Origin of the sequence: Micromonospora sp. NPDC003816, from assembly GCF_042874705.1 — a bacterium.
Taxonomy (GTDB): domain Bacteria; phylum Actinomycetota; class Actinomycetes; order Mycobacteriales; family Micromonosporaceae; genus Micromonospora.
This window is the reverse complement of sequence record NZ_JBIANP010000001.1, coordinates 769315-793936: the sequence shown is the minus strand read 5'-3', so window position 1 is coordinate 793936 and position 24622 is coordinate 769315. Positions and strand designations below refer to the sequence as shown.

General features: G+C 72.4%; 16 protein-coding genes. 8 read left to right on the top strand and 8 right to left on the bottom strand.

Annotation, left to right across the window (positions count from 1 at the left end; translation table 11 throughout):
* Positions 1–65: 65 nt before the first annotated feature.
* From ACFYTT_RS03380 to ACFYTT_RS03370, 3 genes are read right to left on the bottom strand one after another with little or no spacing between them, the layout of a single operon-like run.
* The gene (locus tag ACFYTT_RS03380) at positions 66–1466 is read right to left on the bottom strand and encodes an aldehyde dehydrogenase family protein (protein WP_387257486.1); all 1401 of its coding nucleotides are present in this window, start codon (positions 1464–1466) and stop codon (positions 66–68) included.
* Positions 1463–3283, bottom strand: coding sequence for an ABC transporter permease subunit (locus tag ACFYTT_RS03375; RefSeq protein ID WP_387257484.1), 1821 nt, complete (start codon positions 3281–3283; stop codon positions 1463–1465). The genes ACFYTT_RS03380 and ACFYTT_RS03375 overlap by 4 nt, the downstream gene beginning before the upstream one ends.
* On the bottom strand, positions 3280–4461 hold the full coding sequence (locus tag ACFYTT_RS03370) for an ABC transporter ATP-binding protein (RefSeq protein WP_387257482.1): 1182 nt from the start codon (positions 4459–4461) through the stop codon (positions 3280–3282). The genes ACFYTT_RS03375 and ACFYTT_RS03370 overlap by 4 nt, the downstream gene beginning before the upstream one ends.
* 167 nt (positions 4462–4628) lie before the next feature.
* On the opposite strand from ACFYTT_RS03370, the gene ACFYTT_RS03365 reads away from it, so the two are divergent.
* A complete protein-coding gene (locus tag ACFYTT_RS03365) occupies positions 4629–4844 on the top strand; it encodes a hypothetical protein (RefSeq protein ID WP_387257481.1) in 216 nt (71 codons plus the stop codon).
* Positions 4845–4859: 15 nt separating this feature from the next.
* Here ACFYTT_RS03365 and ACFYTT_RS03360 read toward each other — a convergent pair whose 3' ends face one another.
* Positions 4860–7655 (bottom strand): BTAD domain-containing putative transcriptional regulator, encoded by a 2796-nt coding sequence (locus tag ACFYTT_RS03360; RefSeq protein WP_387257480.1) that lies wholly within the window; start codon positions 7653–7655, stop codon positions 4860–4862.
* A gap of 513 nt (positions 7656–8168) precedes the next feature.
* Here ACFYTT_RS03360 and ACFYTT_RS03355 point away from each other — a divergent pair.
* The 4 genes from ACFYTT_RS03355 (at position 8169) to ACFYTT_RS03340 (ending at position 14938) form a co-directional block, all read left to right on the top strand.
* Positions 8169–8855: a hypothetical protein gene (locus ACFYTT_RS03355; protein ID WP_387257478.1), complete on the top strand. Its 687-nt coding sequence runs from the start codon at positions 8169–8171 to the stop codon at positions 8853–8855.
* Between the two features lie 400 nt (positions 8856–9255).
* Positions 9256–9840 (top strand): hypothetical protein, encoded by a 585-nt coding sequence (locus ACFYTT_RS03350; protein ID WP_387257476.1) that lies wholly within the window; start codon positions 9256–9258, stop codon positions 9838–9840.
* 269 nt (positions 9841–10109) lie between these two features.
* Positions 10110–13478, top strand: a complete 3369-nt coding sequence (locus ACFYTT_RS03345) for an endo-1,4-beta-xylanase (protein WP_387257475.1) — start codon at positions 10110–10112, stop codon at positions 13476–13478.
* A 338-nt stretch (positions 13479–13816) separates the two neighbouring features.
* Entirely contained in the window at positions 13817–14938 is a 1122-nt protein-coding gene (locus ACFYTT_RS03340) for a M14 family zinc carboxypeptidase (protein WP_387257473.1), read from the top strand.
* Between the two features lie 100 nt (positions 14939–15038).
* Here ACFYTT_RS03340 and ACFYTT_RS03335 read toward each other — a convergent pair whose 3' ends face one another.
* Positions 15039–16691 carry an amidohydrolase gene (locus ACFYTT_RS03335; protein WP_176093767.1) on the bottom strand — a complete coding sequence of 551 codons (1653 nt, stop codon included), beginning with the start codon at positions 16689–16691 and terminating at the stop codon, positions 15039–15041.
* A gap of 1 nt (position 16692) precedes the next feature.
* Positions 16693–17271, bottom strand: a complete 579-nt coding sequence (locus ACFYTT_RS03330) for a TetR/AcrR family transcriptional regulator (protein ID WP_131053353.1) — start codon at positions 17269–17271, stop codon at positions 16693–16695.
* Between the two features lie 392 nt (positions 17272–17663).
* On the opposite strand from ACFYTT_RS03330, the gene ACFYTT_RS03325 reads away from it, so the two are divergent.
* The 3 genes from ACFYTT_RS03325 to ACFYTT_RS03315 are packed head-to-tail and all read left to right on the top strand — an operon-like array spanning position 17664 to position 21447.
* Complete coding sequence (locus ACFYTT_RS03325) at positions 17664–19319, top strand: MBL fold metallo-hydrolase (RefSeq protein ID WP_387257470.1); 1656 nt, start codon at positions 17664–17666, stop codon at positions 19317–19319.
* A complete protein-coding gene (locus tag ACFYTT_RS03320) occupies positions 19319–20401 on the top strand; it encodes a hypothetical protein (protein WP_387257468.1) in 1083 nt (360 codons plus the stop codon). The genes ACFYTT_RS03325 and ACFYTT_RS03320 overlap by 1 nt, the downstream gene beginning before the upstream one ends.
* The gene (locus tag ACFYTT_RS03315; RefSeq protein ID WP_387257466.1) at positions 20398–21447 is read left to right on the top strand and encodes a hypothetical protein; all 1050 of its coding nucleotides are present in this window, start codon (positions 20398–20400) and stop codon (positions 21445–21447) included. Before ACFYTT_RS03320 ends, ACFYTT_RS03315 begins: the two co-directional genes overlap by 4 nt.
* Positions 21448–21471: 24 nt before the next feature.
* On the opposite strand, the gene ACFYTT_RS03310 is transcribed toward ACFYTT_RS03315, so the two are convergent.
* Both ACFYTT_RS03310 and ACFYTT_RS03305 read right to left on the bottom strand, forming a co-directional pair.
* Positions 21472–22968, bottom strand: a complete 1497-nt coding sequence (locus tag ACFYTT_RS03310) for an FGGY-family carbohydrate kinase (protein ID WP_387257464.1) — start codon at positions 22966–22968, stop codon at positions 21472–21474.
* A complete protein-coding gene (locus ACFYTT_RS03305; RefSeq protein WP_176093762.1) occupies positions 22969–24603 on the bottom strand; it encodes a fucose isomerase in 1635 nt (544 codons plus the stop codon).
* Positions 24604–24622 lie beyond the last annotated feature (19 nt).

The window sequence follows — 24622 nt, the reverse complement described above, 5'->3', positions numbered from 1 at the left end:
CGCTCCGGCCCCGTTGACTGGCGCACTCGGTCGTTCGGCACGGTGGGGGCGGTGGTCGTCGCGCGCTACTCGGAGGTGGACGGCCCGGCCGGTGGCGGGCCGTACCAGTGGGTCTGGACGTTGGCGAACTCGCCGAACCCGTCGGCGGCGAGTTCGCGGCCGATGCCGGAGCGCCGGATACCGCCGAAGGGCAGCCGCCAGTCGCTCTGCACGATCTCGTTGACGAAGACCATGCCGGCCGGCAGGGCGTCGGCGAAGTGGTCGGCGCGTTCCGGCGAGGTGGTCCAGACGCTCGCGCCCAGGCCGTACTCGTCGCTGTCGGCGAGCCGCAGCAGGTCCTGCGTGCTGTCGGCGACGAGGACCGGTGCCACCGGCCCGAAGGTCTCGTCCCGCCACACGGGTGCGTCCACCGGCACGTCGGTGAGGATGGTCGGTGGGTAGTAGAAACCGGCGCCGGCGACCGGTTCGCCGCCGAGGACCACCCTCGCCCCGGCGGCGACCGACTCGCGGACCTGCGTGTGCAGCAGGTCGCGCAGGTCGGCGCGGGCCAGCGGGCCGACGTCGGTCCGTGGGTCGGCCGGATCGCCGACCCGGTGGGCGGCGAACCGGTCGGTCAGCGCGGCGAGGAACTCCTCGGCCACCGGCCGTTCGACGAGGAACCGTTTGGCGGCCACGCAGCTCTGCCCGGCGTTGCCCAGCCGGGACCGGGCGGCGGCGGACGCGGCGGCCTCGACGTCGGCGTCGGCCAGCACGATGAACGGGTCGGAGCCGCCGAGTTCCAGCACGACCTTCTTGACAGCGGCTCCGGCGGCGGCGGCGATCGCCGCGCCGGCGGTGACGCTGCCGGTGACCGAGACCCCGGTGACCGCCGGGTGGGCGATCACGTCGGCCACGGCCGACTCCGACACCAGCAGTGGGGTGAACACGCCGGGCGGCAGACCGGCCCGCGCGACGACGTCGGCCAGGGCGAGGGTGGAGAGCGCGGCGTTCGGCGCGGGCTTGATCAGGCAGGTGTTGCCGAGTAGCAGGTTCGGTACGGCCAGCCGTAGGGCCTGCCAGTACGGGAAGTTCCAGGGCATCACGCCGAGGATCACTCCGGTGGGACGCAACCGGATCCGGGCCGGCAGGTCCCCGGCCAGGGGCCGCCGGTCGGCGAGCAGGGTGTCGGCATGGTCGGCGAACCCGTCGCACAGCGCCCGGCACTTGTCGACCTCGGCCACCGACTGCGCCACCGGTTTGCCGATCTCGCGGACCAGCAGGTGGGCCAGGTCGTCCCGGGCCGCGCCGAGGGCGGCGGAGAGGGCCCGCAACGCGTCGGCGCGCTCCGCCGGCGGGCGCTCCCGCCAGTGCCGTTGGGCACCGGCCGACTCGGCCACGAGCTGCCGGGTCGCGTCGGGGGTCAGCGTCGCGGAGCGGCCGATCCGTTCGCCGGTGCGGGGGTCGACGCTGAGGTAGTCACGGCTCACAGGATCGATCCCTTCATGCCGGTACGGCGCTGGCGGAGACGGAGCATCAGGGCGACCACCCCGAGCACGGTGATCACCACGAGCATCTCGGCGACCGAGACGACCGCGAGGATCGGCGAGAAGCGCACGTGCAGGTCCTCCCAGAGCCGCAGCGGGAGGGTGCGCAATCCGGTGCCGGCGAGGCTGATGGTGAAGACGAGCTCGTCGAAGCTGGTCAGGAACCCGAAGAAGGCGGCGACGAGGAAGCCGGGCCGCAGCACCGGGAAGGTGACCGTGAGGAAGGCGCGCACCGGTGACGCGCCCAGACCGCGCGCGGCCTGCTCCAGCCGGTAGTCGAACGCGCGCAGGTTGGCCACCAGGATCAGGGTGACCAGCGGTACGGCCGGAATGGCGTGTCCGATGACCAGCCCGGTGAAGGACCCGTCCAGTCGCAGGTTGAACAGCACGAGGTAGAGCCCGAAGGCGAGCGCCACGCTGGGGATGATCAACGGGGTCGCGATCAGCCCCATGATCAGGTCCTTGCCGGGGAAGGTGCCCCGGACCAGCGCCAGCGCCGCGAGCGTGCTCAGGACGGTGACCAGAACCGCCACCACCACGCCGAGCCGGATGCTGGTCAGGAACGCGTCCACCCACCGCGAGTCGGCCAGGAACTCCTGGTACCAGTTCGTGGTCAGGTCGGTGGAGGGGAACGCGGCGAAGGTCGACCGCTGGAAGGACATCAGCACCGCCGCCAGCATCGGCACCAGGCACAGCGCCAACCCGAGCCCGGCCAGCAGGTGACCGGGCAGGCGGTAGACGGCCGACGGCAGCCGCCCGACCCGGGCCAGCACCGTCGCGCTGCGCCAGCCGGCGTCCAGGGCGCCACCGCCCCGCCGGGACACGGCGGCGTTCTCCGGACGCCAGATGGAGCCGATCGGCACCACCCGGGACACCGCCAGCAGCACCACGAACGCGGCCACCAGCAGCACCATCGACATGGCGGAGGCGAACGCGGGTTCGCCGACGGCGGTGGTGAGGGTGCGGTTGAGCAGCACCGGGTAGACCTGTTCGCCGGAGCCGCCGAGCAGGTCGGGCGTGATGAAGAAGCCGAGGCCGAGCATGAAGACCAGCACACAGCCGGCGAGCACGCCGGGCATGCTCAGCGGCAGGAACACGAAGGCGAAGGCGGCCGGGCCACCGGCGCCGAGCCCGTTCGCCGCCTGCGTCAGGCGGGGGTCGATGCGGCGCATCACGGTGTAGAGCGGCAGCACCATGTACGGCAACAGCACGGCGATCATGCCGATCAGCACCGCCTGCTGGGTGTACATCAGCTGGAGCGGTTCGTCGACCACGCCGAGCTTCAGCAGGACCGTGTTGACGGGTCCGTTACGGGCGAAGATGGTCATCCAGCCGAACGTGCGCACCAGCAGCGCCACGAAGAACGGGATGACCACGAGCGTGGTGACGGTGGCGCGGACCAGCCGGGGTCCGTGCGACATCAGGTAGGCCAGCGGGTAGCCGATGACGAGCGCGCCGAGCATCGCCACGGCGGCGTAGACGAAGGTACGCCCGAGCGCCTCCAGGTAGAGCGACTCGGTGAGCAGGGTGCGGTAGTGCCGGAACGGGTCGCCGGCGGGAAGGCTCTGGGTGGCCAGCCGGACGACCGGATAGGCCAGTGTCAGGGCGTAGAAGGCCAGCACCGGGAGGAGCAGCAGGGCGGTCCGGTCGAACCGCGACCGTCGGGTGGGTGCCGGTGCCCCGGCGTCGGTCGGGGGGTCCTGCTGCGGCGAGTCGGCGGTGGGCCGGAGGTCCGGGACGCGGACGGGGACTCCGGTCACCGCAACACCACCGCTTCGTCGGCGGCCCAGCGCAGGAGAAGTTCGTCACCGGCGGTGTAGCCGGCCATGCCGACGGTGTTCTCCCGGATCAGGTGCAGCACGGTGTCGCCGCCGACGAGGACCGTGTAGCGGCTGCGCTGACCCATGTACAGCACCTCGGTGATCCGCCCGGACATCCCGGCGCCCGGGCCGTCGGCGGCCGGTCCGGACCCGGCCGACAGGGCGATCCGCTCGGGTCGCACCACCACCACGGCCTCGTCCCCGGTGGCCAGGCCGGGGCTGGTCCGGCCGTACGCCAGGGCGCCGTCGGCGGTCCGCAGGGCGCAGGTGCCGTCGGTGATCCGCTCGACGCGGCCGCGGAACTCGACGGACTCGCCCATGAAGGTGGCGACGAAGGCGTTCGCCGGGCTCGCGTAGATCTCGCGCGGGGTGCCGACCTGCTCGATGCGGCCCTCGTTCATGATCACGATGCGGTCGCTCATGGTGAGCGCCTCGTCCTGGTCGTGCGTGACGTAGATGATCGTGGACGCGATCTGGCGGTGCAGGTTGACCAACTCGAACTGCACCGCCTCGCGCAACCTGCGGTCCAGCGCGCCGAGCGGCTCGTCCATCAGCAGCACCGGCGGCTCGAACACGATCGCCCGGGCCAGCGCCGCCCGCTGCTGCTGCCCGCCGCTGAGCTGACTCGGGTACTTGTGCGCGTGCGCGCCGAGCTGCACCAGGTCGACGGCGTGCGAGACCCGGCGCTTCAGCTCCGCCCCACGGATGCCGCGCATGCGCAGCGGGAAGGCCACGTTGCGCTCCACGGTCATGTGCGGGAACAGCGCGTAGCTCTGGAAGACCATGCCGATGTCGCGGCGCTCCGGGGGCAGCCGGTCGAGGCGTTGCCCGCCCAGGTGGATCGTTCCCGCCGTCGGCGTCTGGAAGCCGGCGACCATCGACAGGACCGTCGTCTTCCCGCTGCCGGAGGGGCCGAGCAGGGTGAGGAACTCACCGCCGCGCACCTCGAGGTCGAACTCCCGGACGGCCTGGAAGTCGTGGTAGCGCTTGGCGACCGCGGTGAAGCGCAGTTGCCGGTCGTCCGCGTCGGCGGCCTCCGACGCCGTGCGCGGCACGGCCGGTGAACCGTCCGTCTCGTGTGCGGTGGACACCCCACCGTGCTGGGCCCGGCTCGACACTGCTACCGCTCCTTGCTGTCTGGGACGGTTGTGCATACGTATTCGTAGCATGCGACCCACCAACAGGGGAAGATCCGATCCGCAGGTGGAATCCGATTCGATACCTTGCGTTCGCCGCGCTGCCGCGCAGCTTGAGGTCCTTGCATGACGATCCGCGAAGCATCGATGTGACAAATCTGCACCCGGCAACGGTGTGCATAGCTAGTACGGCGGGGCTGCTCTGGACGACCCGCGACGACCTGGCCGACCTGTACGGCGACCCGCTCGCCGTGTGGCGCCCGTGGGCCGACGACCTGCGCGGGCGCCCGATCGAGTCCGGTCACCACGTGGCCGAGGAGAACCCGGCCGGGCTGACCGAGGCCCTGCACCGCTTCCTCGGCTGACCGGCGCCGCGCCGCCTAGCCTGAGCGCGGCACCTCGGCGAGTCGCCGCCGGGCGCCCTCGGCGGCCGGGTCGCCCAGGTCGTCAAAGATGGAGGCGGCCAGCCGCCAGGCCGCCGTCGCCCCGTCGAGGTCGTCCATGGCGGCGCGGGTGTCGCCGAGACGGGTCAGGGTCTCCGCCTGGTGGTAGCGGTCGGCCGAGTTCCGGAACAACTCGATGGACTGCTCGTAGCAGTCCACCGCCGACTGGTACTCCCCCATGCCGTGATAGGCGAAGCCCAGGCTGTCCAGCGTCGCCGCCTGCCCGTTGCGGTCGTCGATCAGCCGTTGCTGGGCGAGCGCCTCGGTGCAGTCCGCGATCGCCTGCCGGTGGTTGCCCAGCACGGCGTGGAGGTAACCGATCGCGTTCAGCGCCCGCCCCTCGCCCGCCCGGTTGCCGACGAGCCGGTAGAGGCGCAACGCCTCGTGGGCGTGCGTCAACGCCTCGTCCCGTCGGCCGAGCACGAAACAGTGCTCGGTGTAGTTGTGCAGCGTCTGCGCCAGTCCGTCCTGGTCGCCGAGCTTCTCGTACAACGTGATCGCGCGCTGGAGGCGGTCACCGGCGGTGTCGTACTCGCCCAACCGGTAGGCGGCCCGGCCGAGCAGGCGGTTGGCGGTGGCCTGCGCCTCCAGGTCACCGAGACGTTCCGCCGACTCCAACGCAGCCTGCTGGGCGGTCAACTGGTCCTGCCAGAGCCCGCCCGGCGCGAGGAACGTGGTCAGCGCCCAGGCCAGCCGCCAGGCGTACGCGTCGAAACCGGTGGCGGTGGCCTGCCGGACCACCCGGAGCAGCACGTGCCGTTCGGCGGTGAACCAGGCCAGCGCGGCGTCCTGGTCGACCATCGGCACGCGGACGTTGCCGGGTAACGCCGGCAGCGCGGTGACCGGCGGCCACTGCGGCTGCAGCAGGCGACCGGCCGGTTCGGCGCTGTGCAGGTAGTGGTCGTACAACCGGCGATGGGCCGCCCACCGCTGGTCGGCCGGCTCGTCGGCGTGGGACAACTCGGCCGCGTACGACCGCAGCAGGTCGTGGAAGGCGTACCGGTCGGGGCGGTGCTCGGTCAGCAGGTGCAGCCGGGTCAGTTCGGTGAGCACCGGGGCGACCGCGACACGCGGCCAGCCGAGCAGCGCGGCGGCGGCGAAGCCGCTCAGCTCCGGTCCCGGGTGCAGGCCCAGCAGGCGGAACAGGCGTGCCGCGTCCGGGCTCAGCGCCTCGTACGACCAGGAGAACACCCGCCGTACGTCGCCGTCGGCGAGCACCGCGAGCCGGGTCTCCGGGGCCCGCAGCTCGGCGACGACCGCCTCCAGCGGGAACGTGGGCCGGGTGGCCACCCGGGCCGCGACGATGGAGAGCGCGAGCGGCAGCCGGCCGGCAGCCTCGATCATCTCGGCCACGGCGGCCGGTTCGGCGTCCAGACGGCTGCCGTCGACCCGGCTGCGCAGCAGGTGCGTCGACTCGGTGTCGGTCAGCACGTCGAGGGTCAGCAGTCGGGCGCCCTCGACGGCGACCAGCGTGCTGAGCTGGTCCCGGCTGGTCACCACGACGACGCAGCGACCCGCGCCCGGCAGGAGCGGGCGCACCTGGTCGGCGTCGCGGGCGTTGTCCAGCACGATGAGCATCTCGCGGTCGGCCAGCAGACTGCGGTACAGGCCGGTGCGGGCGTGCTGGCTGCTGGGTATGCGGGCCAGTGGTACGTCCAGCGCCTCCAGGAAGCCGAGCAGGGCGTCGGCCGGGGAGACCGTCTCGCCCTCGTCGTAGCCACGCAGGTTGACGTAGAGCTGCCCGTCGGGGAAGCGGTCGGCGGCCCGGTGCGCCCAGTGCAGCGCCAGGGCGGTCTTGCCGACCCCGGCCATCCCGCACACCACGGTGACGACCACGGAGGTCGGTCCGCCGGCCGGGTGTCCGACGACCGCGTCGAGGCGGGCGAGCTGCTCCCGACGGCCGACGAAGTCGGGCGTGGTGAGCGGCAGCTGCGCCGGGCGGGTCCGGGCGGTGGCGGGCGCGGGTTCGGCACGCGGTGGCGGGCCGGGCGGCGGGCAGCGGTGGTGCAGGATGTCGTCGTGCAGGCGGGTCAGCTCGGGCCCCGGGTCCATTCCGGTCTCCTCGGCCAGCACCTGCCGGGCCTGCCGGAAGGCCGCCGTCGCTCCGGCCACGTCCCCGCTGTGGTACAGGCCGGTCATCAGGTGCGCCCAGGCACGCTGCCGTAGCGGATGCCGTTCGAGCAGGGCCCGCAGTCGGGGGATCACCTGCGCCGCCGCACCGAGCGCGAGCTGGGTGCCGGCGTGGTCCTCCTCGGCCAGCAGACGCCGCTCGGTCACCTGCCCCACCCAGCGCGACAGGGCCCGGGGCAACGGCAGCCCGGCCAGGACGGGGCCTCGCCACAACGCCAGCGCCTGCGCCAACTCGGCCTCGGCACGAACCGGATCGCCGCAGGTCACGGCGGTGCGCCCGCGCGCCACGGCGGCGTCGAAGCGGTCCAGGTCGCGTTCCTCCGCCTCCACCCGCAGCAGGTAGCCACCGGCGGTGGTGACGATCCGGCCGTCGCAGTCGATCGCCTGCCGCAGCCCGCGCACGTAGGTGCGGATGTTGGCTGCGGCGGAGGCCGGCGGCTGGTCGCCCCAGAGCACGTTCACCAGTTCGTCGGCGGGTACGGCCTCACCGGGTCGGGTCAACATCAGGGCCAGCAGCAGTCGTTGTTTGACCGAGCCGAGGTCGACCGGGTGCCCGTCCCGGGACACCGACAACGGGCCGAGAAGGTGGAAGCGGAGAAGCATCAGTCACCTCAGCCGACGGCCTGAGTCATGGGACCGGACACCATCCGAACCGCGTCGTCGCGCGGCCGGACCGGCCGACCGCCAAGAGTCGAGGACAATTCATTTGTACGCCAATTGTGCGCGACGGATACGCCGGAGACCGTACCATCGGCCGCCAATCGATGATCTTCCCAAACGGTGGCTGTCGAGGTGTACATGCGGGAACGGATGCAGCAGCCGGCCGAGCGGGCGGCTTGACGACCGGCGGCGACCGACCCCACCCGGGGCCACTCCGGTGGGCGTGGGGGGGGGGGGGCGGGCGCGACGGGCCGCCCGCCGGGACCGGGCCCGCGGGCCGCGCCGAGGGGGGCGGGGCCCCCGCCCCCCCCGGGGGGGGGGGCGCCCGGGCGCCGGGCCCCCCCCCCGCCCCCCCCGCCCCCACGCCCACCACGGTGTGGGCGGGCCCGCCCACCGGCGGCCGGGCCGGTCGGGACGAAACGGCCACCGGCGTTCTGATCTCCTCCGGAGGTGTCGATGAGTGAGAACCCGCCGCCCCAGCACAACTCGTCGGGCGACCGGGCCACGGGCCTGGTTCACCCGGCCCGGCGACGAACGCCGCTGGCCGGTCGCCCCCTGCCACGGCTGCCGATCCCGGTGTCCCGGCTCTCCGGTGAGAACGTGGACCCTCTCCTGCGGACTCGGCGGCCGGTGCGGCGGTACCTCGCCGACCCGCTGCCCCGCGCCGACGTGCTGCGGGTCTGTCAGGCCGCCGTCGACGCCGCGCAGCCGGTCGCACCGGAGGACACCGACGCGGCCCGCTGGTTGGTGTTCGTCCGCGCGGTCACCGACACCACCCCGGGCGTCCACGAGTACCGCGACGGCGAGCTGATCGACGCGGCCGGGCTACCGGCGGCCGAGGCGATGGCCGGGCTGCCCTCGGGCCCGTTCGCCACGGCGCCGTGCGTGCTGGCGCCGGTGTGGGATCTGAACACCGCGCCGACCGGGCAGGGCGTCGACGTCCACCTCACCCTGTTGCTGCGTTCCGGCGCCAGCCTGCACGCCGCCCACCTGCTGGCGGTGCGGCGGGGTTTCGGCGGATGCCTGTTCCGGAATCCGCATCCGGCCGCGCCGTCCGGCGTCGCCGGTGGGTACGACCTGACCGCCCGGCCGTTCCTGGCGCTGGCCGTCGGCCGGCCGGACCCGCGGGAGCACGCCGGATGAGTCGATCGGGAGATCCACCGCCCGGTCAGCCGGTGGTCGACGCTCTTCACGACCTCGCGATGGCCCACGGGACGGAATAGCCACCTCGGCGACGGTCGATGTTGCCGGACCTGGTCCGCGCATGCTGGAATGGCTCATATCGCCGCAGCGCGGGGGCAAACGCGCTGGGAACGGCCAGCACGGGAGCAGTGCTATGCCGGCAGCGCGCCGCATCGGCAGACGGTCGCGCGCCGCATCGCCAGGCCATCACCACGACGACGGGCACATTTCCGGGCAGGTGTCCCCGCCGTACGTGTGTCCTTCGGTTCTCGTCAGCGACGCGGCTGCGGCGCGGACGTGCCGGGGGTGTCCGACGTGATCTGCCGACGCAGCAGAACCGGCGACGAGGTGAGAAGCAGTCATGATTTCCCTACAGAGTGTGGCGGGGTGGTACCGGAACCGCTTCGTGTGGGTGGCGGTGATCGTGCTGACGGTCTCGGTGACCGCAGTGGCGCTGGTCAGCGCGGCCGAGACGGACACGAAGCCGACGGACCTGCGCGGGCAGCTCATGACCTGGATGCGCGCCACGCTCGAACAGGCGGACCCGGGGCAGCACAACCACGCCGGCCATACGCCCCAGCAGGCGGCCGACGGGCAGGAGACGCCGCCGGAGGTGGTCTGCGGGGTCCACGTCTACGGCTTCGAGCCGGCCGAGGTGACCTCGATCGCCGACGTCCGGACGGTCTACGGCTTCCACCTCTGCGGGGTGGCCGAGCAGAAGCGCACCTGGGACTGGGCGGTCAAGCTGGCCGGTCCGGTCATCATGGACCGCTCCACCAACCCGCCGGGCATCCAGGTGGTCGAGGCGACCGAGGACGTCTTCTTCATCGACCGGCTGCGGCAGATGTTCCCGGCGAAGTACGCCGACCTGGCGCAGAAGGAGTCGCTGGAGCCCGGGGAGATGGCCGACCTGCGGCGCCGGTACGACGCGGCGGCCGGGCTGTGACCCGTACCGCCTGACGCGGCGACCGTTCCCGTCAGTTCCGGAGGTAAGGAAGGGTCCCCTGCTATCGCCTGGTGCATAGCAGGGGACCCTTCCTTACACATCGCTGTCAACCTCCGTCAGGCCGATCGTTACCGATCCATTTTCCGAAACTTTCCGGAAGTTCTGGTCACGACATTCGGTCCGACATAACATGCACGCGCTTGGATGCGTCCGGTACGCCTCCGGTGAATCACCCCGCCACCAGCCCCGATCGCGTAAAGGGAACACCGATGCGCTTCTGGAAATCCGCTCGCCGATCGCGACAGCGATCGCGACTTCTCGCCGTCCTCTGCACCACCACACTCGTCGCGGCGATCGCCGTCGCACCCGGTCCGGCCGCCGCCGCGCAGACCGTACTCTCCTCCGACTTCGAGTCCGGCTCGTACGCGCCGTGGGGGGCTCGGGGCGATGTGACCCTCGCTATCGCGCCGGAGGGCCACGACAGCGACAACAGCCTCTCGATCACCGGCCGGACGGCGAACTGGCAGGGCCCGGCGACCAGCGCGACGGCCCTGTTCACCCCCGGTACCCGCTACTCGGTCAGCGCCTGGGTGAAGCTCCCGGCCGGCACCGAGGGCACCGCCGGTGTGCACTTCACCGTCGAGTCGACGCCGGCCGACGGCGGCGACAACACGTACACCTGGATCGGCGACAGCGTGTCCGCGGGTGCGGACGAGTGGGTGCGGATCGGCGGCGACTACACGCTGCCCACCGGGCTCAGCGCGGCCACCCTCTACGTCGAGGCGGAGGGGACCACCCCGTTCCTGCTCGACGACGTACTGGTCACCGCGCCGGACGGCGGCACCGGACCGGCGCCGGGCACGGTGGTCGTCGACACCGACTTCGAGGACGGGTTGGACGGTTGGGGCCCACGCGACGGCGGGCCGGGGGCGCCGAGCGTCACGCTGACCGACGTCGCACACGGCGGGGAGGCCGCGGCGCTGGTCAGCGACCGGGTCAACCAGGGCGCCGGGCTCGGCCGGGACGTGACCGGGCTCGTCGAGCCGGGTGTGACGTACGAGTTCAGCGCCTGGCTGCGCTTCGCCGAGGGCCAGCCGACCGACGAGGTCTGGCTCAGCCTGGCCAGCACCAGCGGCGGCAGCCAGTCGTTCGCCACCCTCGCCCAGTTCACCACCGTCACCAACACCGGGTGGACGCAGGTGACGGCCCGCTTCACGGTGCCGGCGGCGGAGAGCGCGTACCTCTACGTCGAGACCCGCTGGCAGGGCGCGGACGTGCCCGGCAACACCAGTGACTTCCTCGCCGACGACATCGTCGTCCGGGTGCCCGAGCCGCCCGTGGTGGAGGACCTCACCGGCATCCACGAGACCACCGACTTCCCGGTCGGGGTGGCGATCGACGGCCGGGAGACCGAGGGTGCCGCCGCGCAACTGCTGACCCGGCACTTCAACCAGATCACGGCGGAGAACCACATGAAGCCGGAGGCCTGGTACGACGACGAGGGCGCCTTCCGCCCGCACGACCAGGCGCTGACCCTGATGGACTTCGCCCGCGACAACGACCTGAAGGTCTACGGTCACGTGCTGGTCTGGCACAGCCAGACGCCGGCCTGGTTCTTCCAGGACGCGGCCGGGCAGCCGCTGGGCACGTCCGCCGCCGACCAGCAGGTGCTGCGCGAGCGGCTGCGCACGCACATCTTCGCCGTCGCCCGGTCACTGAGTGAGCGGTACGGCGCCTTCGGCTCCGCCACCAACCCGCTGAACGCCTTCGACGCGGTCAACGAGGTGGTCAGCGACAGCGGCGAGTACGCCGACGGCCTGCGCCGCAGCGAGTGGTACCGGATCCTCGGCGAGTCCTTCATCGACCTGACGTTCGAGTACGCCGACGAGGCGTTCAACGACGTGTACGCGGTCGACGGCACCGACCCGGTGACCCTGTTCATCAACGACTACAACACCGAGCAGAGCGGCAAGCAGGCCCGCTACCGGGCACTGGTGGAGCGGCTGATCGCCCGGGGTGTGCCGGTCGACGGCGTGGGCCACCAGTTCCACGTCTCGCTGGCCACGCCGGTGAGCAGCCTGGAGGCGGCGCTGGACGCGTTCACCGACCTGCCCGTGACGCAGGCCGTCACGGAACTCGACGTCACCACCGGCACGCCGGTCACCCAGGCGAACCTGATCGAGCAGGGCTACTACTACCGGGACGCGTTCCGGATCTTCCGGGAGCACACCGACGATCTGCTGGCCGTCACCGTGTGGGGGTTGACCGACGGTCGCTCGTGGCGGTCCGGCAACGGCGCGCCGCTGCTCTTCGACGACAGCCTGCGCGCCAAGCCCGCCTACTACGGCGCGGTCGACGGTGAGCTGCCAGCCCGGCTGCGCACCGCCACCGTCTTCGCCGGGGACGTACCCCTGACGGCCGCCGCACCGACGGATCTGACCTGGAGCAAGCTGCCACTGCACCCGGTGGAGGAGGCGGCCCGGTTCCAGTTGCGCTGGGCACCGGACCACCTCACCGCCTACGTCACGGTCACCGATGCCACGGTCTCCGCCGACGACCGGGTCGAGTTCGTCCTGAACGGGGAGACCTACCGGGTCCGGCGGGACGGCACCGGTGACGTACCGGCGGTGGCGGCGGCCCGGGACGGCGGCTACCACCTGGTCGCCCACCTGCCGCTGACCGAGGCGACCCGGGGCGACACGCTCTCCCTCGACGTCCGGGTCACCGACGACGGCACCACCTCCGGCTGGAACACGCCGGGTGCGGTGGGCACCCTGACCCTGGTGGAGGAGTTGTCGTACCTGGAGGTGCGCCGGGCACCGAGCGCGCCGGTGGTCGACGGCACGGTGGACACCGTCTGGGCGCAGGCGAGCACGGTGACCACGGCGAAGCAGGTCTCCGGCACCGACGGGGCGGTGGCGCAGGTCCGTACGCTGTGGCGGGACCAGACGCTCTACGTGCTGGCCGAGGTGACCGATCCGGAGGTGGACGTCTCCGGGTCGGACCCGTGGACCCAGGACTCGGTCGAGATCTACGTCGACGCGGGCAACGCCAAGAACGGCTCCTTCCGCTACGACGACACCCAGATCCGGATCAACGCCGACAACGTGGTGTCGTTCGGCACCGGTGACGAGGGGTTCCAGGCGGGACGGTTGACCAGCGCGGCCGTGCGGACCGCGACGGGCTACACCGTCGAGGCCGCGATCAGCCTGCTCGAGTACGGCGGCATCGACACGTTCCACGGCCTGGACTTCCAGGTCAACGACGCCGCCGGCGGTACGCGCACGTCGATCCGCAACTGGGCCGAGCAGGAGGGTGTCGGCTACCAGAGCACCGCCCGTTGGGGCGTCGGCCGGCTGGTCGAGGGCTCCACCGTGGAGGTCACGCTCACCCGGGTGGCCCGGTGGAACTCCGACAGCGGCGGGGGCTACTGCGCCACCGTCACCGCCACCAACACCGGCGACAAGCCGGTGGCCTGGACCGCGATCGTCGACCTGGAGGGCGACATCTACACCGCGTGGAACTTCACCCGGGAACGCCAGGACGACGGCAGCTACCGGATCAGCGGTGTGGACTGGAACCGCACCCTGAAACCCGGCGCCAGCACCCACAGCGTCGGATACTGCGCCAACCTGTAGGAGTCGACTCCGGCCCCGGTCGACGCCGGGGCCGGAGTCGGCGGATGGCGGCCATCGCGCTGAGCGATGGCCGCCATCGGCGTACCCGGCAACGGGTGGCGGAGCGGGCCGCGTAGGACATTCGACGGAGCCGCGAGCACCCGATCCTGAACAGACGACGGAACTTCTTCACCGCCCTTGACCTGCGAAAACGCCCCCTTGTTGAATGAGCGCACCGCGGAGCCTTCCGACCGGGAAGGTCGCAGCCAGCCAGCACAGCGGCGCTCACCGGCGCGCGGAGTCGCACACGATCGTCTTGCTGGGCGCTACCCGCGGTCACCCGAGAAGGGACGTCACCAGTGTCCAGACCACGTCGCCGGCATCTCATCCTCCTCGCCGCGCTCCTGCTCGCCCCCGCCGTCGTACCCGGAACCGCCCAGGCGAACGGGCCTTTCGTGCCGCCGAACCAGGAGACCGTCAACCGCTCCTCGATGCTCAGCGCCGCCGAGGTCTCGGCCGAGCTGCGTGCGTTGCAGGCCCGCAGCAAGGGCGCCCTGCGGGTGCAGGAGGTCGGCCGCAGTGGCCAGGGCCGCCCGCTGGAGGTGGCCTTCATCGGCACCGGCAGCACCCGGATCTGGATCCAGGGCCGCATCCACGGCAACGAGCCGTACGGCGCCGAGGCCTCGTTGGGCTTCCTGAAGACGCTCGTCTCCGGCGGTAAGCACGCGCGGGAGGTGTTGCAGCAGGTCAGCTTCGCGGTCGTCCCGATCTATAACCCGGACGGTTCCGAGGCGTACCGGCGGCAGGACAGCGTCCACAACGTCGACCTCAACCGCGACTGGGGAGTGGACCGGCCGATCTTCGACCGGCTCAACGCGGTCCGGGCCGGTCTCGGTCAGGCGCCGCTGTCCGAGCAGACCTTCGCCAACTACACCCAGCACCGTGCCGTCGAGTCGCAGGCGTTCTGGTACGTCTGGGCCGACTTCAAACCACACCACATCATCGACCTGCACCACCAGGGCACGTACGTCGTCGGCGACACCGACGAGATGACCACGTTCTCGGTCGGCATCTCCCTCGACCCCGGCATGCTCACCCCGCAGCAGTGGGACACCGTACGCCGGATGGGCGTGGTGGCCGCGGACGCGGCGGGTCGCAGCGGAGTGGTCAACGTGACCCGCTACCCGTACATCAACATCCCGGAGGGCGTCACCTCGGCCGCCATGCTCAACGGCCCAGGGCCGCGCGGCGAGTACGCCAACTGGCGCAGCAACGCGATGTTCTTCGAGTCGCGCGGCGGCATCGGCCACAAGAGCAGCGGCTACCTGATCAAGCAGAACGTCGACGGGCTCTGGGCCATCGTCGACTCGATCAGTGACGGCTCGCTGGCCGACGTCGACGCCGACCGGTGGAGCGACATCCCGGCGCGGGGTGCCTCGATCTCCACCTGCGCCAAGTTCCCGCAGCAATGTGAGTTCTGATCTTCGACGCGATCGCTGACCCGACGGTGGTCCACGTTCCGGTCCCGGAACGTGGACCACCGTCGTCGCGTCGACCTGACCGTCTCGGGACGAGGGCGGCTCAGGCGGTCCGGCGGCCGGCGCACCAGGTGCCGGTGACGGCGATGTCGCCGAGATGGTCGGGGTCGGCGTGCACCGGGTCCTGGTCCAGTTCGACCAGGTCGGCGGCGGCCCCGGGGCGCAGCACACCGGCCCGGCCGGCCAGCCCCAGCGCCACGGCGGCGTCCCGGGTGTAGGCCGCCAGGGCTTCGGTGACGGTGAGACCCTCGTCCGGGTGGACGATGTCGCCGCCCGCCACGCGTCGGGTGACCGCGGCCTGGATGCCGACCAGAGGCGAGAGCGTGCCGGCGGGATAGTCGGTGCTGGCCGCCACCGACGCTCCGGCGTCGCGCAACGTGCGCAGCGGGACGAGCCGCAGCGGTGCGGGCAACGGGAGCACCGTCAGCTCCGCGCCGAGGTCGTGTAGGAAGGACGGCTGCGTGACCACGTGCACGCCCGCGTCGGCGAGCCGACGCGCGGTGGCCGGATCGCAGACCATCGCGTGCTCGATCCGGATCGGGGTGTCGAGCCCGTCGACGGCGGCGAGGGCGTCGGCGAGGGCACCGTTTCCGACCGCGTGCAGGGCCGGCGGCAGGCCACGGTCGACCGCCGCCCGGACAGCGGTGGTCAGCCGGTCACGATCCAGCACGCGAAGGCCGTTGTGCCAGCGGCCGTCCGGGCGGCGGGTCGGGGTGCCACCACGCCGGGACAGGGCCAGGGCCCGGCGCCCGTGCCGCAGCAGCGCCCGGGGCATGCCGGCGACCGAACGGAGCATCTGTCCACCCGTGAGGCACAGATCGCACCGCTCGCCGCCGTCGACGAGGAGCTTGAAGCCACCGAGCGGGGTACGGGGATGTCCGTGATCCCGATCCGGGTCGAGGTCGGGCAGGGTGGGGTCACCGATCTCGGCCGCGCCGACATGCCAGCGGTGCACGGTCACCGCCAACTCGGGCGCGGCGCGGGCGTACCGGGCGGCGCCCTCCGGCGGCACCGCGAGGTCGCCGATGCGGGTGATGCCGTGCCGGGCCAGGATCCGGCTGTGCGCGACGGCGCGATCCACCCAGGCGTCGTCGTCGCCGGTGGCGCGGCGGGTCAGCGACTCGGCGACGAAGCTGGCCTGTTCGACGAGGACGCCGGTGGGGCGTCCACGGCGGTCCCGTTCCAGGTGGCCGCCGCCCGGGTCGGGGGTGGCGCTGCCGTACCCGAGGGCGGCCAGGCCGGCGGAGTTGACCGTGGACTCGTGATAGGTGACCGAGAACAGGTGCAACGGCCGGTCCGGGCAGGCGGTGTCCAGTTCGGAGGCGGTCGGTAGGCGACCCTCGGCCAGGTGCAGCGGGCGTACCCCGTGCAGGCGCAGCCAGCCGGTGCCGTGGTCGGCACGGACGACGGCGGCGATCCGGTCGAGCAGCTCGCGCAGTGTCGCGGGATGCGCGTCGAAGGCCCGGGTGTGCTCGTCAGCGGCCACCAGATAGAGGTGGTGGTGCGGGTCGACGAAGCCGGGTAGCAGGGTCCGGCCGGCGAGGTCGTGCACGGGCGCGCCGGGGCCGGCGGCGGCGCGTACGGTCACCGCGTCCCCGGCCGAGAGAATCACCTCGCCGTCGATCGCCACCGCCTCGACGACCGGGTGGGCGGGGTCCATGGTGCGGATCGTGCCGCCGCTGAAGACGGTCCTCATGTCACGCTCCGAGTTGGGCGAGCAGCCCCTCGGCCCACGCCGCGAGGAAGCGGTCCCGCGCGACGTGTCCCGGCGGGCAGCCGTAGGTGAACTCGCTGATCGCGAAATAGAACAGCGACGACAGACTCACGGCGGCGACGGCCTCCGCGTCGAACCGGGGACGGTCGCCGGCGAGCTGCGCCAGCCAGGCGGCGACCTCGTCGAAGCCCGGTTGGAACAGCCGCTGGTAGACGTCGGTGAGGTCGACCGGCAGGTCGCCGCCGCCGCGTAGGACGAGTCGGTAGAGGTCCCGGTCCGCCTCGACGGTGGCGAGCACCGCCCGGCCGGCGACCGCGATCGCGGTACGCGGGGCGGTGAGGTCGGCGATCCCGGGTTGGGCCTGTGCGGCACGGCGACTGTGTAGGACCCGGTCGAAGGCGGCCACGAGCAGTTCGCGTTTCGACCCGACGTGGCGGTAGAGCCCGCCCGCGCCGGGAGACAGCCCGGCGGCGGCCTCGATCTGCGTGATCGTGGTGGCCCGGTAGCCCTGCTCGGCGAAGAGACGCAGCGCCACGTCGATGATCTCGTCCCGACGACCCATCACATAAGTAAACACTTACTTACCGGGTTCCCGCAACCGCTGCGCCACCCCGCTACCACCGCCGACGGTGGGCTCGGCGCGCGTGCCCCGCCCCGTTCGTGTCCGGCGGGGCCGGTTTGATCCGCCCGCTTCTTCTACGACGAGCGCCACGTCCGGCGGCACGGGGCGATCCCGGAACCGATCCGCGGCACGCTGTTCGGCAAGGGGGCGGCGGCGACCCCCGCACCGGCCACCGATGCCCCGGTGAACAGATCACCGTCGCGCTGCTGGGTGCGCCCGCCGCGCCGGATCGGGGTTCTTCACCGGCCGGTCACCGTCCGTTCGGCTCCCGTGCGTACCGTGGCCGTAGCGTCCGACGCCGACTCACGTATCGGGAGAAGGACGGGTTTCGGGTGTGGCTCGGGGCTGACAAGAAGGAGTTCGAGGCGTTCCTCGACTCCGCCGCTGTCTACTGGCGCAAGAACGTGGGCGCCGCGTCGTCGGAGCGGTACCTCGTCGTCGAGGTGTTCCACCAGGACATCCGAGTGGCGATGCGCAACCTGGCGGTCGCCAACGCGATCCGCCGGATCGTGCCCGCCCAGCTCGTCGTCGTCACCGGCGTCGAGCAGATGTGGCACGAGGCGCTGTGGACCGAGTTCGACGTCAGGCTCGTCGAGCGTCTCGCCCGGGCGTACGGCGCGACCGAGGTGGTGGACCTCTATCGGCTCGTCGAGGGGCCCGCCCGGTCGGGCACGCCCGAGCAGGTGCCGGTGGAGCTGTTCGGCAGGCGGTTGACCCCCGGCCCGTCGATCGGCGCGGCGACGCTGGCCGAGTTCGTCAGCGCCACCTACTGCCGGGTGACCAAGCGGCCCCGCCCGCCCGAGGACCCCGGCGCCGACCCGCGCTACCGGCGGCGGGAGGCGTTGGCCCGGGCCATCTCGTCCAGCTACGACGCCCTGCTCGGTGGCGGATCCGTGGTGGCGCTGGTGACCAGTCACGTCGACTACGACCACTGGGGGCTCGCGGTGGACTCGGCGCGGCGGGCCGGCGTACCGGTGGTGCACACCCAGCAGACCGGGTGCCTGAAGGCGTACGCGCTGTTCCCCGAGGCGGACACCGGCCGGCACACGTTCCGGGGTGAACTCACCCACCAGATCGGCGCCTTCTTCGCCGAACGCGTCTGGTCGCGGCGCGACGAGGTGCGGCGCAACGCGGAGTTGGTGGCCTGGCGGTCGAAGGTCAACCTGGGTCGGCCGAGCTGGTGGCGCGGCGGTGCGAGCGCCTCCGTGGACATCAGCAACAGCGCGGAACGGGCCCGGCTGCGGACCCACTTCGCGGCGCGGCTGGGCTTCGACCCGACCCGGCCGGTGGTCGCGGTCTTCAACCACGCGGTGTCCGACGCCCCCGGCACCAACCACCAGTCCTTCCCCACCCTGGCCGACTGGTTCGAGGAGACCGCGCGGTATGCCGGCACCTGCACGGAGGTGCAGTGGCTGTTCCAGGACCACCCGAGCCAGTTCCGCTACGACAGCACCGGCTTCTTCGACTCGGTCGCCGCCCGCCACGGGCGGCACCGGCACATGGTGTTCCAGCCCAGCAGCGAGCTGAGCAAGAACGGCCTGTGGAGCCTGGTCGACCTGGGTGTCACCGTCCGGGGCAGCGTGAGCAACGAGCTGCCCGCGTACGGCATCCCGGTGATCCAGGCGGGGTGGTCCGAGTGGAGCGAGTGTGGTCTGTCCACCGTGGTGGAGGATCCGGAGGCGTACCGGAAGGCGCTCGACGCGGCGATCAGCGGTCTCTGCGGTGGACAGGAGCTGATCTCGGTCGAGCAGGTCGAGCGGGCGCGACTCTGGCTCTGGTTCTATCGCAGCGCCAGCGACCTGGTCACCCCGCAGGTGCCGCACTGGGAGGTGTGGCCCACCGGGTATCTGCTCAAGGCGGTGCAGACCGCCTTCCGGCACATCGAGAGCGACGCCGATCCGCTGTTCGACGCCGTCGCACGGATGTGGACCCGGCGGGAGCCGGTGCTGACCCGGACGGACCTGCGGGCGCCGGAAGGAGTCCGGTAGTGGCCGTCGGCACGTGGTTCGCCACCGAGTTCGACGAGCCGGCCAAGCCACGCGGTCTGCCCGCGCTCTTCGCCTCGGGCGTGGACTCCGAGGTGCTGGTGGCCGACCGGATGGCCCGGGGCGTCGCGATCCTGGGACGGGTCCAGGGCGTCTCCGGCGCGGTCGTCCTCAAGGTCCGCACCGGCGGGCGGGCGGTCCGCGTCCGCGTCGACCTGCACGTCGACGGCGCCTCGCAGACCGCCTGGTCCCGGGTGGCCGCACCGACCCGGGGCGTCCGCGAGCTGCCCCGGCTGGTGATGGTCCGGGCACAGGGCACCGACCGGGTCGCCGCCCTGATCCGCCGTCAGCACGGCCGGCTACGGATGGTCGAGGCGCACGCCTGGGTCGAGTTCGACCTGGGCGCGGAGGAGATCGGCGCGGACGAGCTGCTGATCGTCGAGGTGGCGGAGGCGACGCTGCCGGCGTGGGCGTCCCCGTCGCTGAGCGCGCTGGCCGCGGTCGGTGTACGGATCAACCAGGTGGAGGTCACCGCACTCGACGACGTCGATCCGCCGGGCACCTCGGGCCGGGTCACCGGGCAGGCCGCCCAGCACACCGGGCTGGCCAGCGCCGGTGGTCTGGTGGGGGCACGCGGGCGCGGTGAGGGTCCCGCCCGCACCGGATTCGTCGTGGTCAACGCCGACGCCACGTCGGTACGGTGCCGGCTCCGGGTGACCACCGCCTCGGTGGCCCCCTCCGCCATCCGCGACCCCCGTCGGGCGTGGATGCGTCGCGGCAAGGCGCACACCGTGTTGAAGGCGGTCCGGGTGGCGCAGCGCGGGGCCGGATACGCGTTGTTCGAGGCGTCGCCGTTCACCGGGCCACCGCGCCCGGAGCAGCTCCGCGTACGCGCCGCGAACCTGGTCGACGGCGGTGACTGCCGGGTGGCGGTGACCACCGACGACGCGGAGACGCTCGACGTGGTGGTCACCCGGACGACGCCGGGTCCGGTGCTGATCGGAGTGGACGAACCCGACGCCACCGCGATGCGCCGACGGGTCTGCGAGGTCGTCTGCCGGGTCGTCGAGCTGGAGTGGTCGTGACCGGCTCCCCCGGCCACGACCCGGTACTCACCGACGACCCGACGGCCAACCGGGCCGCCGTGGCGCGGATCCTGGGGTCCGGGTCAGGCGGCACGCTGCGGCTGCCGGCCGGCACCTACCCGCTCGACCGGGGACTGGTCGTCGGCGACGGCTGGACCCTGGCCGGCGCCCCACCGGCGGACGGGACGGTCCGGACCTGGCTGACCTCGTCCACGTCGGACGGCGAGCCGCTGATCCACGTGCTCGGCTCGCGGGTCACCGTGCGGGACATCGGTCTGCGCCCGCCGCCGTGTGCCCCCGGCTCGCACGGCGGCGACCGGGGCACCGCCGTCACCGTCGGCAGGTACCTCTACCCGGCCGAGACGGAGTGGATCTCCGACGTACGGATCCACGGTGTCCGGGTGGAGCGTCCCGGCACCCGGACGGCCAACTGCGTCACCCTGGTCGGTGCGGTCCGGGACGTCGTAATCTCCGACGTGACGATCGTCGGCGGCTGCACCGGGGTCGCCGTGCACTGGGGAGCGGTCGGCGACGGGGTCGACGCGATCCGTGGCCCCTCCTACCACCCGCATCACGTCACTATCTCCGACCTGCGGGTCTCCGACGCCTTCGAGGGCTTCTACCTCAGCTCGGTGCACGACGTCGAGGTGGACCGGGCCTGCCTGTCGGAGGTGGAGATCGGCTTCCGGCTGCTGCCCGGCGACAACACCGACCGTTTCCACCGGGCGCACGGCACCTCGATCGGCGAACGCATCCGGGTGTCGCGGATCCACGTCGCCTGGAACGGCCCGTTGTACGCGGTGCGGGTCGCGGGCTGGGGACGCAGCGAGGTCGACCACTCGGTGCGGGTGCTGGAATACCGAGACGTGGTGGTCACCGACTGCACCCTCGTCCCGCTGCCGCCGGCCACGCCCGGTCCGGCCGATCCGCTGCGGGCCCGCGCCCCCGTCGTGGTCGAGCAGGCGACCGGGGTGGTCCTGGAGGCGATCCGTGTCGACCTGCGGACGCCGTCACCCGACCGCAGGTGCTGCCCGGCCGGCGCCTGATCGGTCCCCCGGCGATCCGGCCCGCTACCCGGTGCCGCTCTGCAACCGCGCGAGGGCGTGCACCTCGGCCCGCGTGTTGCGGTACAGCGAGGTGTAGCCGGCGTAGAGGCCGTCGTAGGTGGCGGTCACCGAGGGATCGGGGCGCACGATCTGCCCGGGCCGGGTCCAGTCGGTGTCCGGGGCGGTCAGACCGGCACCGATCGCGGCCAGCAGGGCGTCGCCGTAACTGGCCCCGATGGTCACCTCCGGCACCTCCTGCTCCCGGCCGGTGACGTCGCTGACGATCCGGGTCCAGAGTCCACCCTGGGTGCCGCCGCCCACCGCGACCAGCCGCGCGACCGGGTTCTCCGGGGTGTCGAGCAATTCCAGGATCTGCCGGATGCCGAAGGCGATCCCCTCGTACCCGGCGCGGAACAGGTGACCCCGGCCGTGCCGCAGGGTCAGTCCGGCTATCACGCCCCGGGCGTCCGGGTCGAAGATCGGGGTCCGTTCCCCGGCGAAGTACGGCAGCAACAGCAGGCCGTCCGCGCCCGGCGGCACCGCCGCCGCCTCCTCGACCAGCGTCTCGAACGGCACCTCGCCCACCAGGTCGCGCAGCCAGGTGGTGAGGCTGCCGGAGGTGGCCATGCCGGCCGCGAGGCAGTACGAGTCCGGAGACACCCCGACGGTGTTCCAGAGCTGCGGATGCCGGGCCACGCCCCGGAGTTGCTGGACGAAGAACATGGTGGAGCCGTACATCAGCATCAGGTCGCCGGGTCGGCGGACGCCGACGCTGACCGACTCGGCCCAGGCGTCCACAGTGCCGGCGCAGACCGGCGTGCCCACCGGCAGCCCGGTCGCCTCGGCCGCCGCCGGGGTCACCTCGCCGACGACCTGGGCCGACCAGGCCAGTCGGGGCGCGGGCAGGTCACCCATGATCTCGTCGTACCAGGGCCGGTGCCACTGCCGGGCCTCGATGTCGTACAGCGGCACGGACTGGCTGGCGGTGTGGTGGTCCAGGACGTACTCGCCGGTCAGCTTCCGCACCACGTACGAGCTGGAGTTGTACCACCGGGTGGCCCGCTCCCAGACCTGCGGTTCGTGGCGGCGTACCCAGAGCGCCTTGGGACCGACCGCCTGGGTGGTGATCGGGGTGGCCGCCCGCTCCAGCACCGCGTCGGCGCCGAACCGCTCGGTCAACTCGGTGATCTCGGCGGTGGCCCGCATGTCGATGCCGTAGAGGATCGCCGGGCGGACCGGTTCGTCCCGCTCGTCGCAGAGCACCAGACAGGGGCCGACACCGCTGACGCAGACCGCCGCGATCCGCGCGCCCTGGGCGGTGGCGGTCAGCTCGGCGGCGATGGACACCACGTCGGCCCACCAGACCGTCTCGGCGTCGACCTCCGCCCAGCCCGGCCGGGGCAGCGACATCGACCGGGGTCGGGGGCGGACGGCGGTGGCCAGCACCCGCCCGGTGGCGTCGGTGAGCACACCCTTGCTGCTCCCGGTGCCCAGGTCGATGCCGATCAGCAGCGGTGCCATCTACAGGTTCACCTGACCGCAGAGGTGCACCGCCAGGCCCAGTTCGGCGAACATGGCGGCCTTGGCGGCGAGCGCCCGGTCGGCGGTGGCGGCGTCCGGGGCGTACACCACGTTCAGGTGGTTGGCCTTGTGGCGGGCCATCAACTGGTCGCGGTCGACGCCGTGCAGGACGGCGTGCATGATCGGCCACTGCGGGGTGGTGGCGTCGAGGCGGCGCTGGGTCTCCTCGGCCGGCAACTCCACCGCGCTGCCCCGACCCAGGTCGACGTGGAGGACGCCGTCGGCGATGAAGACCCGGGACCAGACGATCTCCCCCGGCTTGGACACGCCGCTGAGGGTGCCGCCGCCGAGCGGGAAGTACATCGGCGGCTGCCGCATGCTCCAGCTCTTGTCGTAGCCGCCGTTGTGCGAGGCCGGGACCGAGCCGGAGATCTCCATGACCCAGACGAACCGGCCGTCGTACTCCTCGCCCCAGCGGATGTCGTGCAGGGTGGTCGCCGGGTCCAGCCCCATCGCGGTCCAGATCCGGTTGGTCACCAGGGAGTCCACCGCGACGCCCTCGTCGACCTCGTTGAAGTGCGGCAGCGGCGCGTCGGCGTAGAGTTCCCGGGCACCGTCGCGGCTGGTCACCGGCGGACGGGAGACGTTGTTCAGCAGCCCCTCGACCAGGTCGCTGGCGGGTACGACGTCCTTGAGCCCCTGCTGGTACTGGATGCCGACCGCGTCCAGGCCGAAGTCGTCGGCGATGCGCAGCGCGGCCACGTACATCTTGAACTGGCTGTGCAGTTGGGCGTCGGTCAGCTCGGTGGCCTCGTCGGTGCCGGTGTGGAAGGTGAACCCGGCCGCGTCCAGCCAGTCCCGAACGGCCTGCGCCTCGGCGTCGGTGACCGTCGCCATCTCGGCGACCAGGGCGCTCTGCGACAGCCGTTCCTTGTAGACGCCGAGCGGGTTGAGCAGCTCGTCGTCGATGATGGCGTTGTACATGCCCATGCAGCCCTCGTCGAAGACGCCGATGATGGCCTTGTCCCGGACGAGCTGCGCCGCGAGCGCCCGACCGAGCCGTACCTCCTCGGAGGCCGGCAGCTCCGGCAGATCCCGGACGTGGCTCTGGTCGTGCTCCAGCTTCCCGGTCTCCAGCCAGGTACGCAGCCGCGTCACCGCCCAGTCGTCGGTGAACTTCTCGCTCCACAGGATGGAGTGCGCCACGCCCGCCTTGGTGAGGCTGGCGGTCAGGCCGAGCAGGCCGACCAGGCCGGGGAACTCACCGCTCCAGTTCGCCACCACCAGGATCGGGCCCCGGTGGGTGCGCAGCCCGGCCAGCACGTGGTGGCTGTACTGCCAGACCGCCTCGGCGACGATCAGCGGCGCGTCGGGCGGGATCGACTTGAACACCTCGATGCCCTGGCGCTGGCTGGCGATGAAGCCGTGCCCGGCGGTGTCGTCGACCGGGTGTGCCCGCTGCACCCGGTGGCCCAGGGCGGTGACCGCCCGCTCCAGGTCGGCCTCGAACTGCCGCTGCACTGGCCAGCAGGTGACGTTGGCGCTGGGCCGCAGGTCGCCGCTGGCGACGGTCCAGACCACGCCGGGCTCGGCCACGGGCTGGTCGGTCAACTCGGGAAAGGCGTAGCTGCTCACGCGGGGCTCCTTCGAGGGC

What these genes read in the sequence shown, in the direction of transcription:
- ACFYTT_RS03360 (WP_387257480.1), bottom strand. Translation starts at nt 7,655, where the DNA reads ATGCTTCTCCGCTTCCACCTTCTCGGCCCGTTGTCGGTGTCCCGGGAC.
- ACFYTT_RS03345 (WP_387257475.1), top strand. Translation starts at nt 10,110, where the DNA reads ATGCGCTTCTGGAAATCCGCTCGCCGATCGCGACAGCGATCGCGACTT.
- ACFYTT_RS03350 (WP_387257476.1), top strand. Translation starts at nt 9,256, where the DNA reads ATGATTTCCCTACAGAGTGTGGCGGGGTGGTACCGGAACCGCTTCGTG.
- ACFYTT_RS03310 (WP_387257464.1), bottom strand. Translation starts at nt 22,968, where the DNA reads ATGGCACCGCTGCTGATCGGCATCGACCTGGGCACCGGGAGCAGCAAG.
- ACFYTT_RS03335 (WP_176093767.1), bottom strand. Translation starts at nt 16,691, where the DNA reads ATGAGGACCGTCTTCAGCGGCGGCACGATCCGCACCATGGACCCCGCC.
- ACFYTT_RS03355 (WP_387257478.1), top strand. Translation starts at nt 8,169, where the DNA reads ATGAGTGAGAACCCGCCGCCCCAGCACAACTCGTCGGGCGACCGGGCC.
- ACFYTT_RS03330 (WP_131053353.1), bottom strand. Translation starts at nt 17,271, where the DNA reads ATGGGTCGTCGGGACGAGATCATCGACGTGGCGCTGCGTCTCTTCGCC.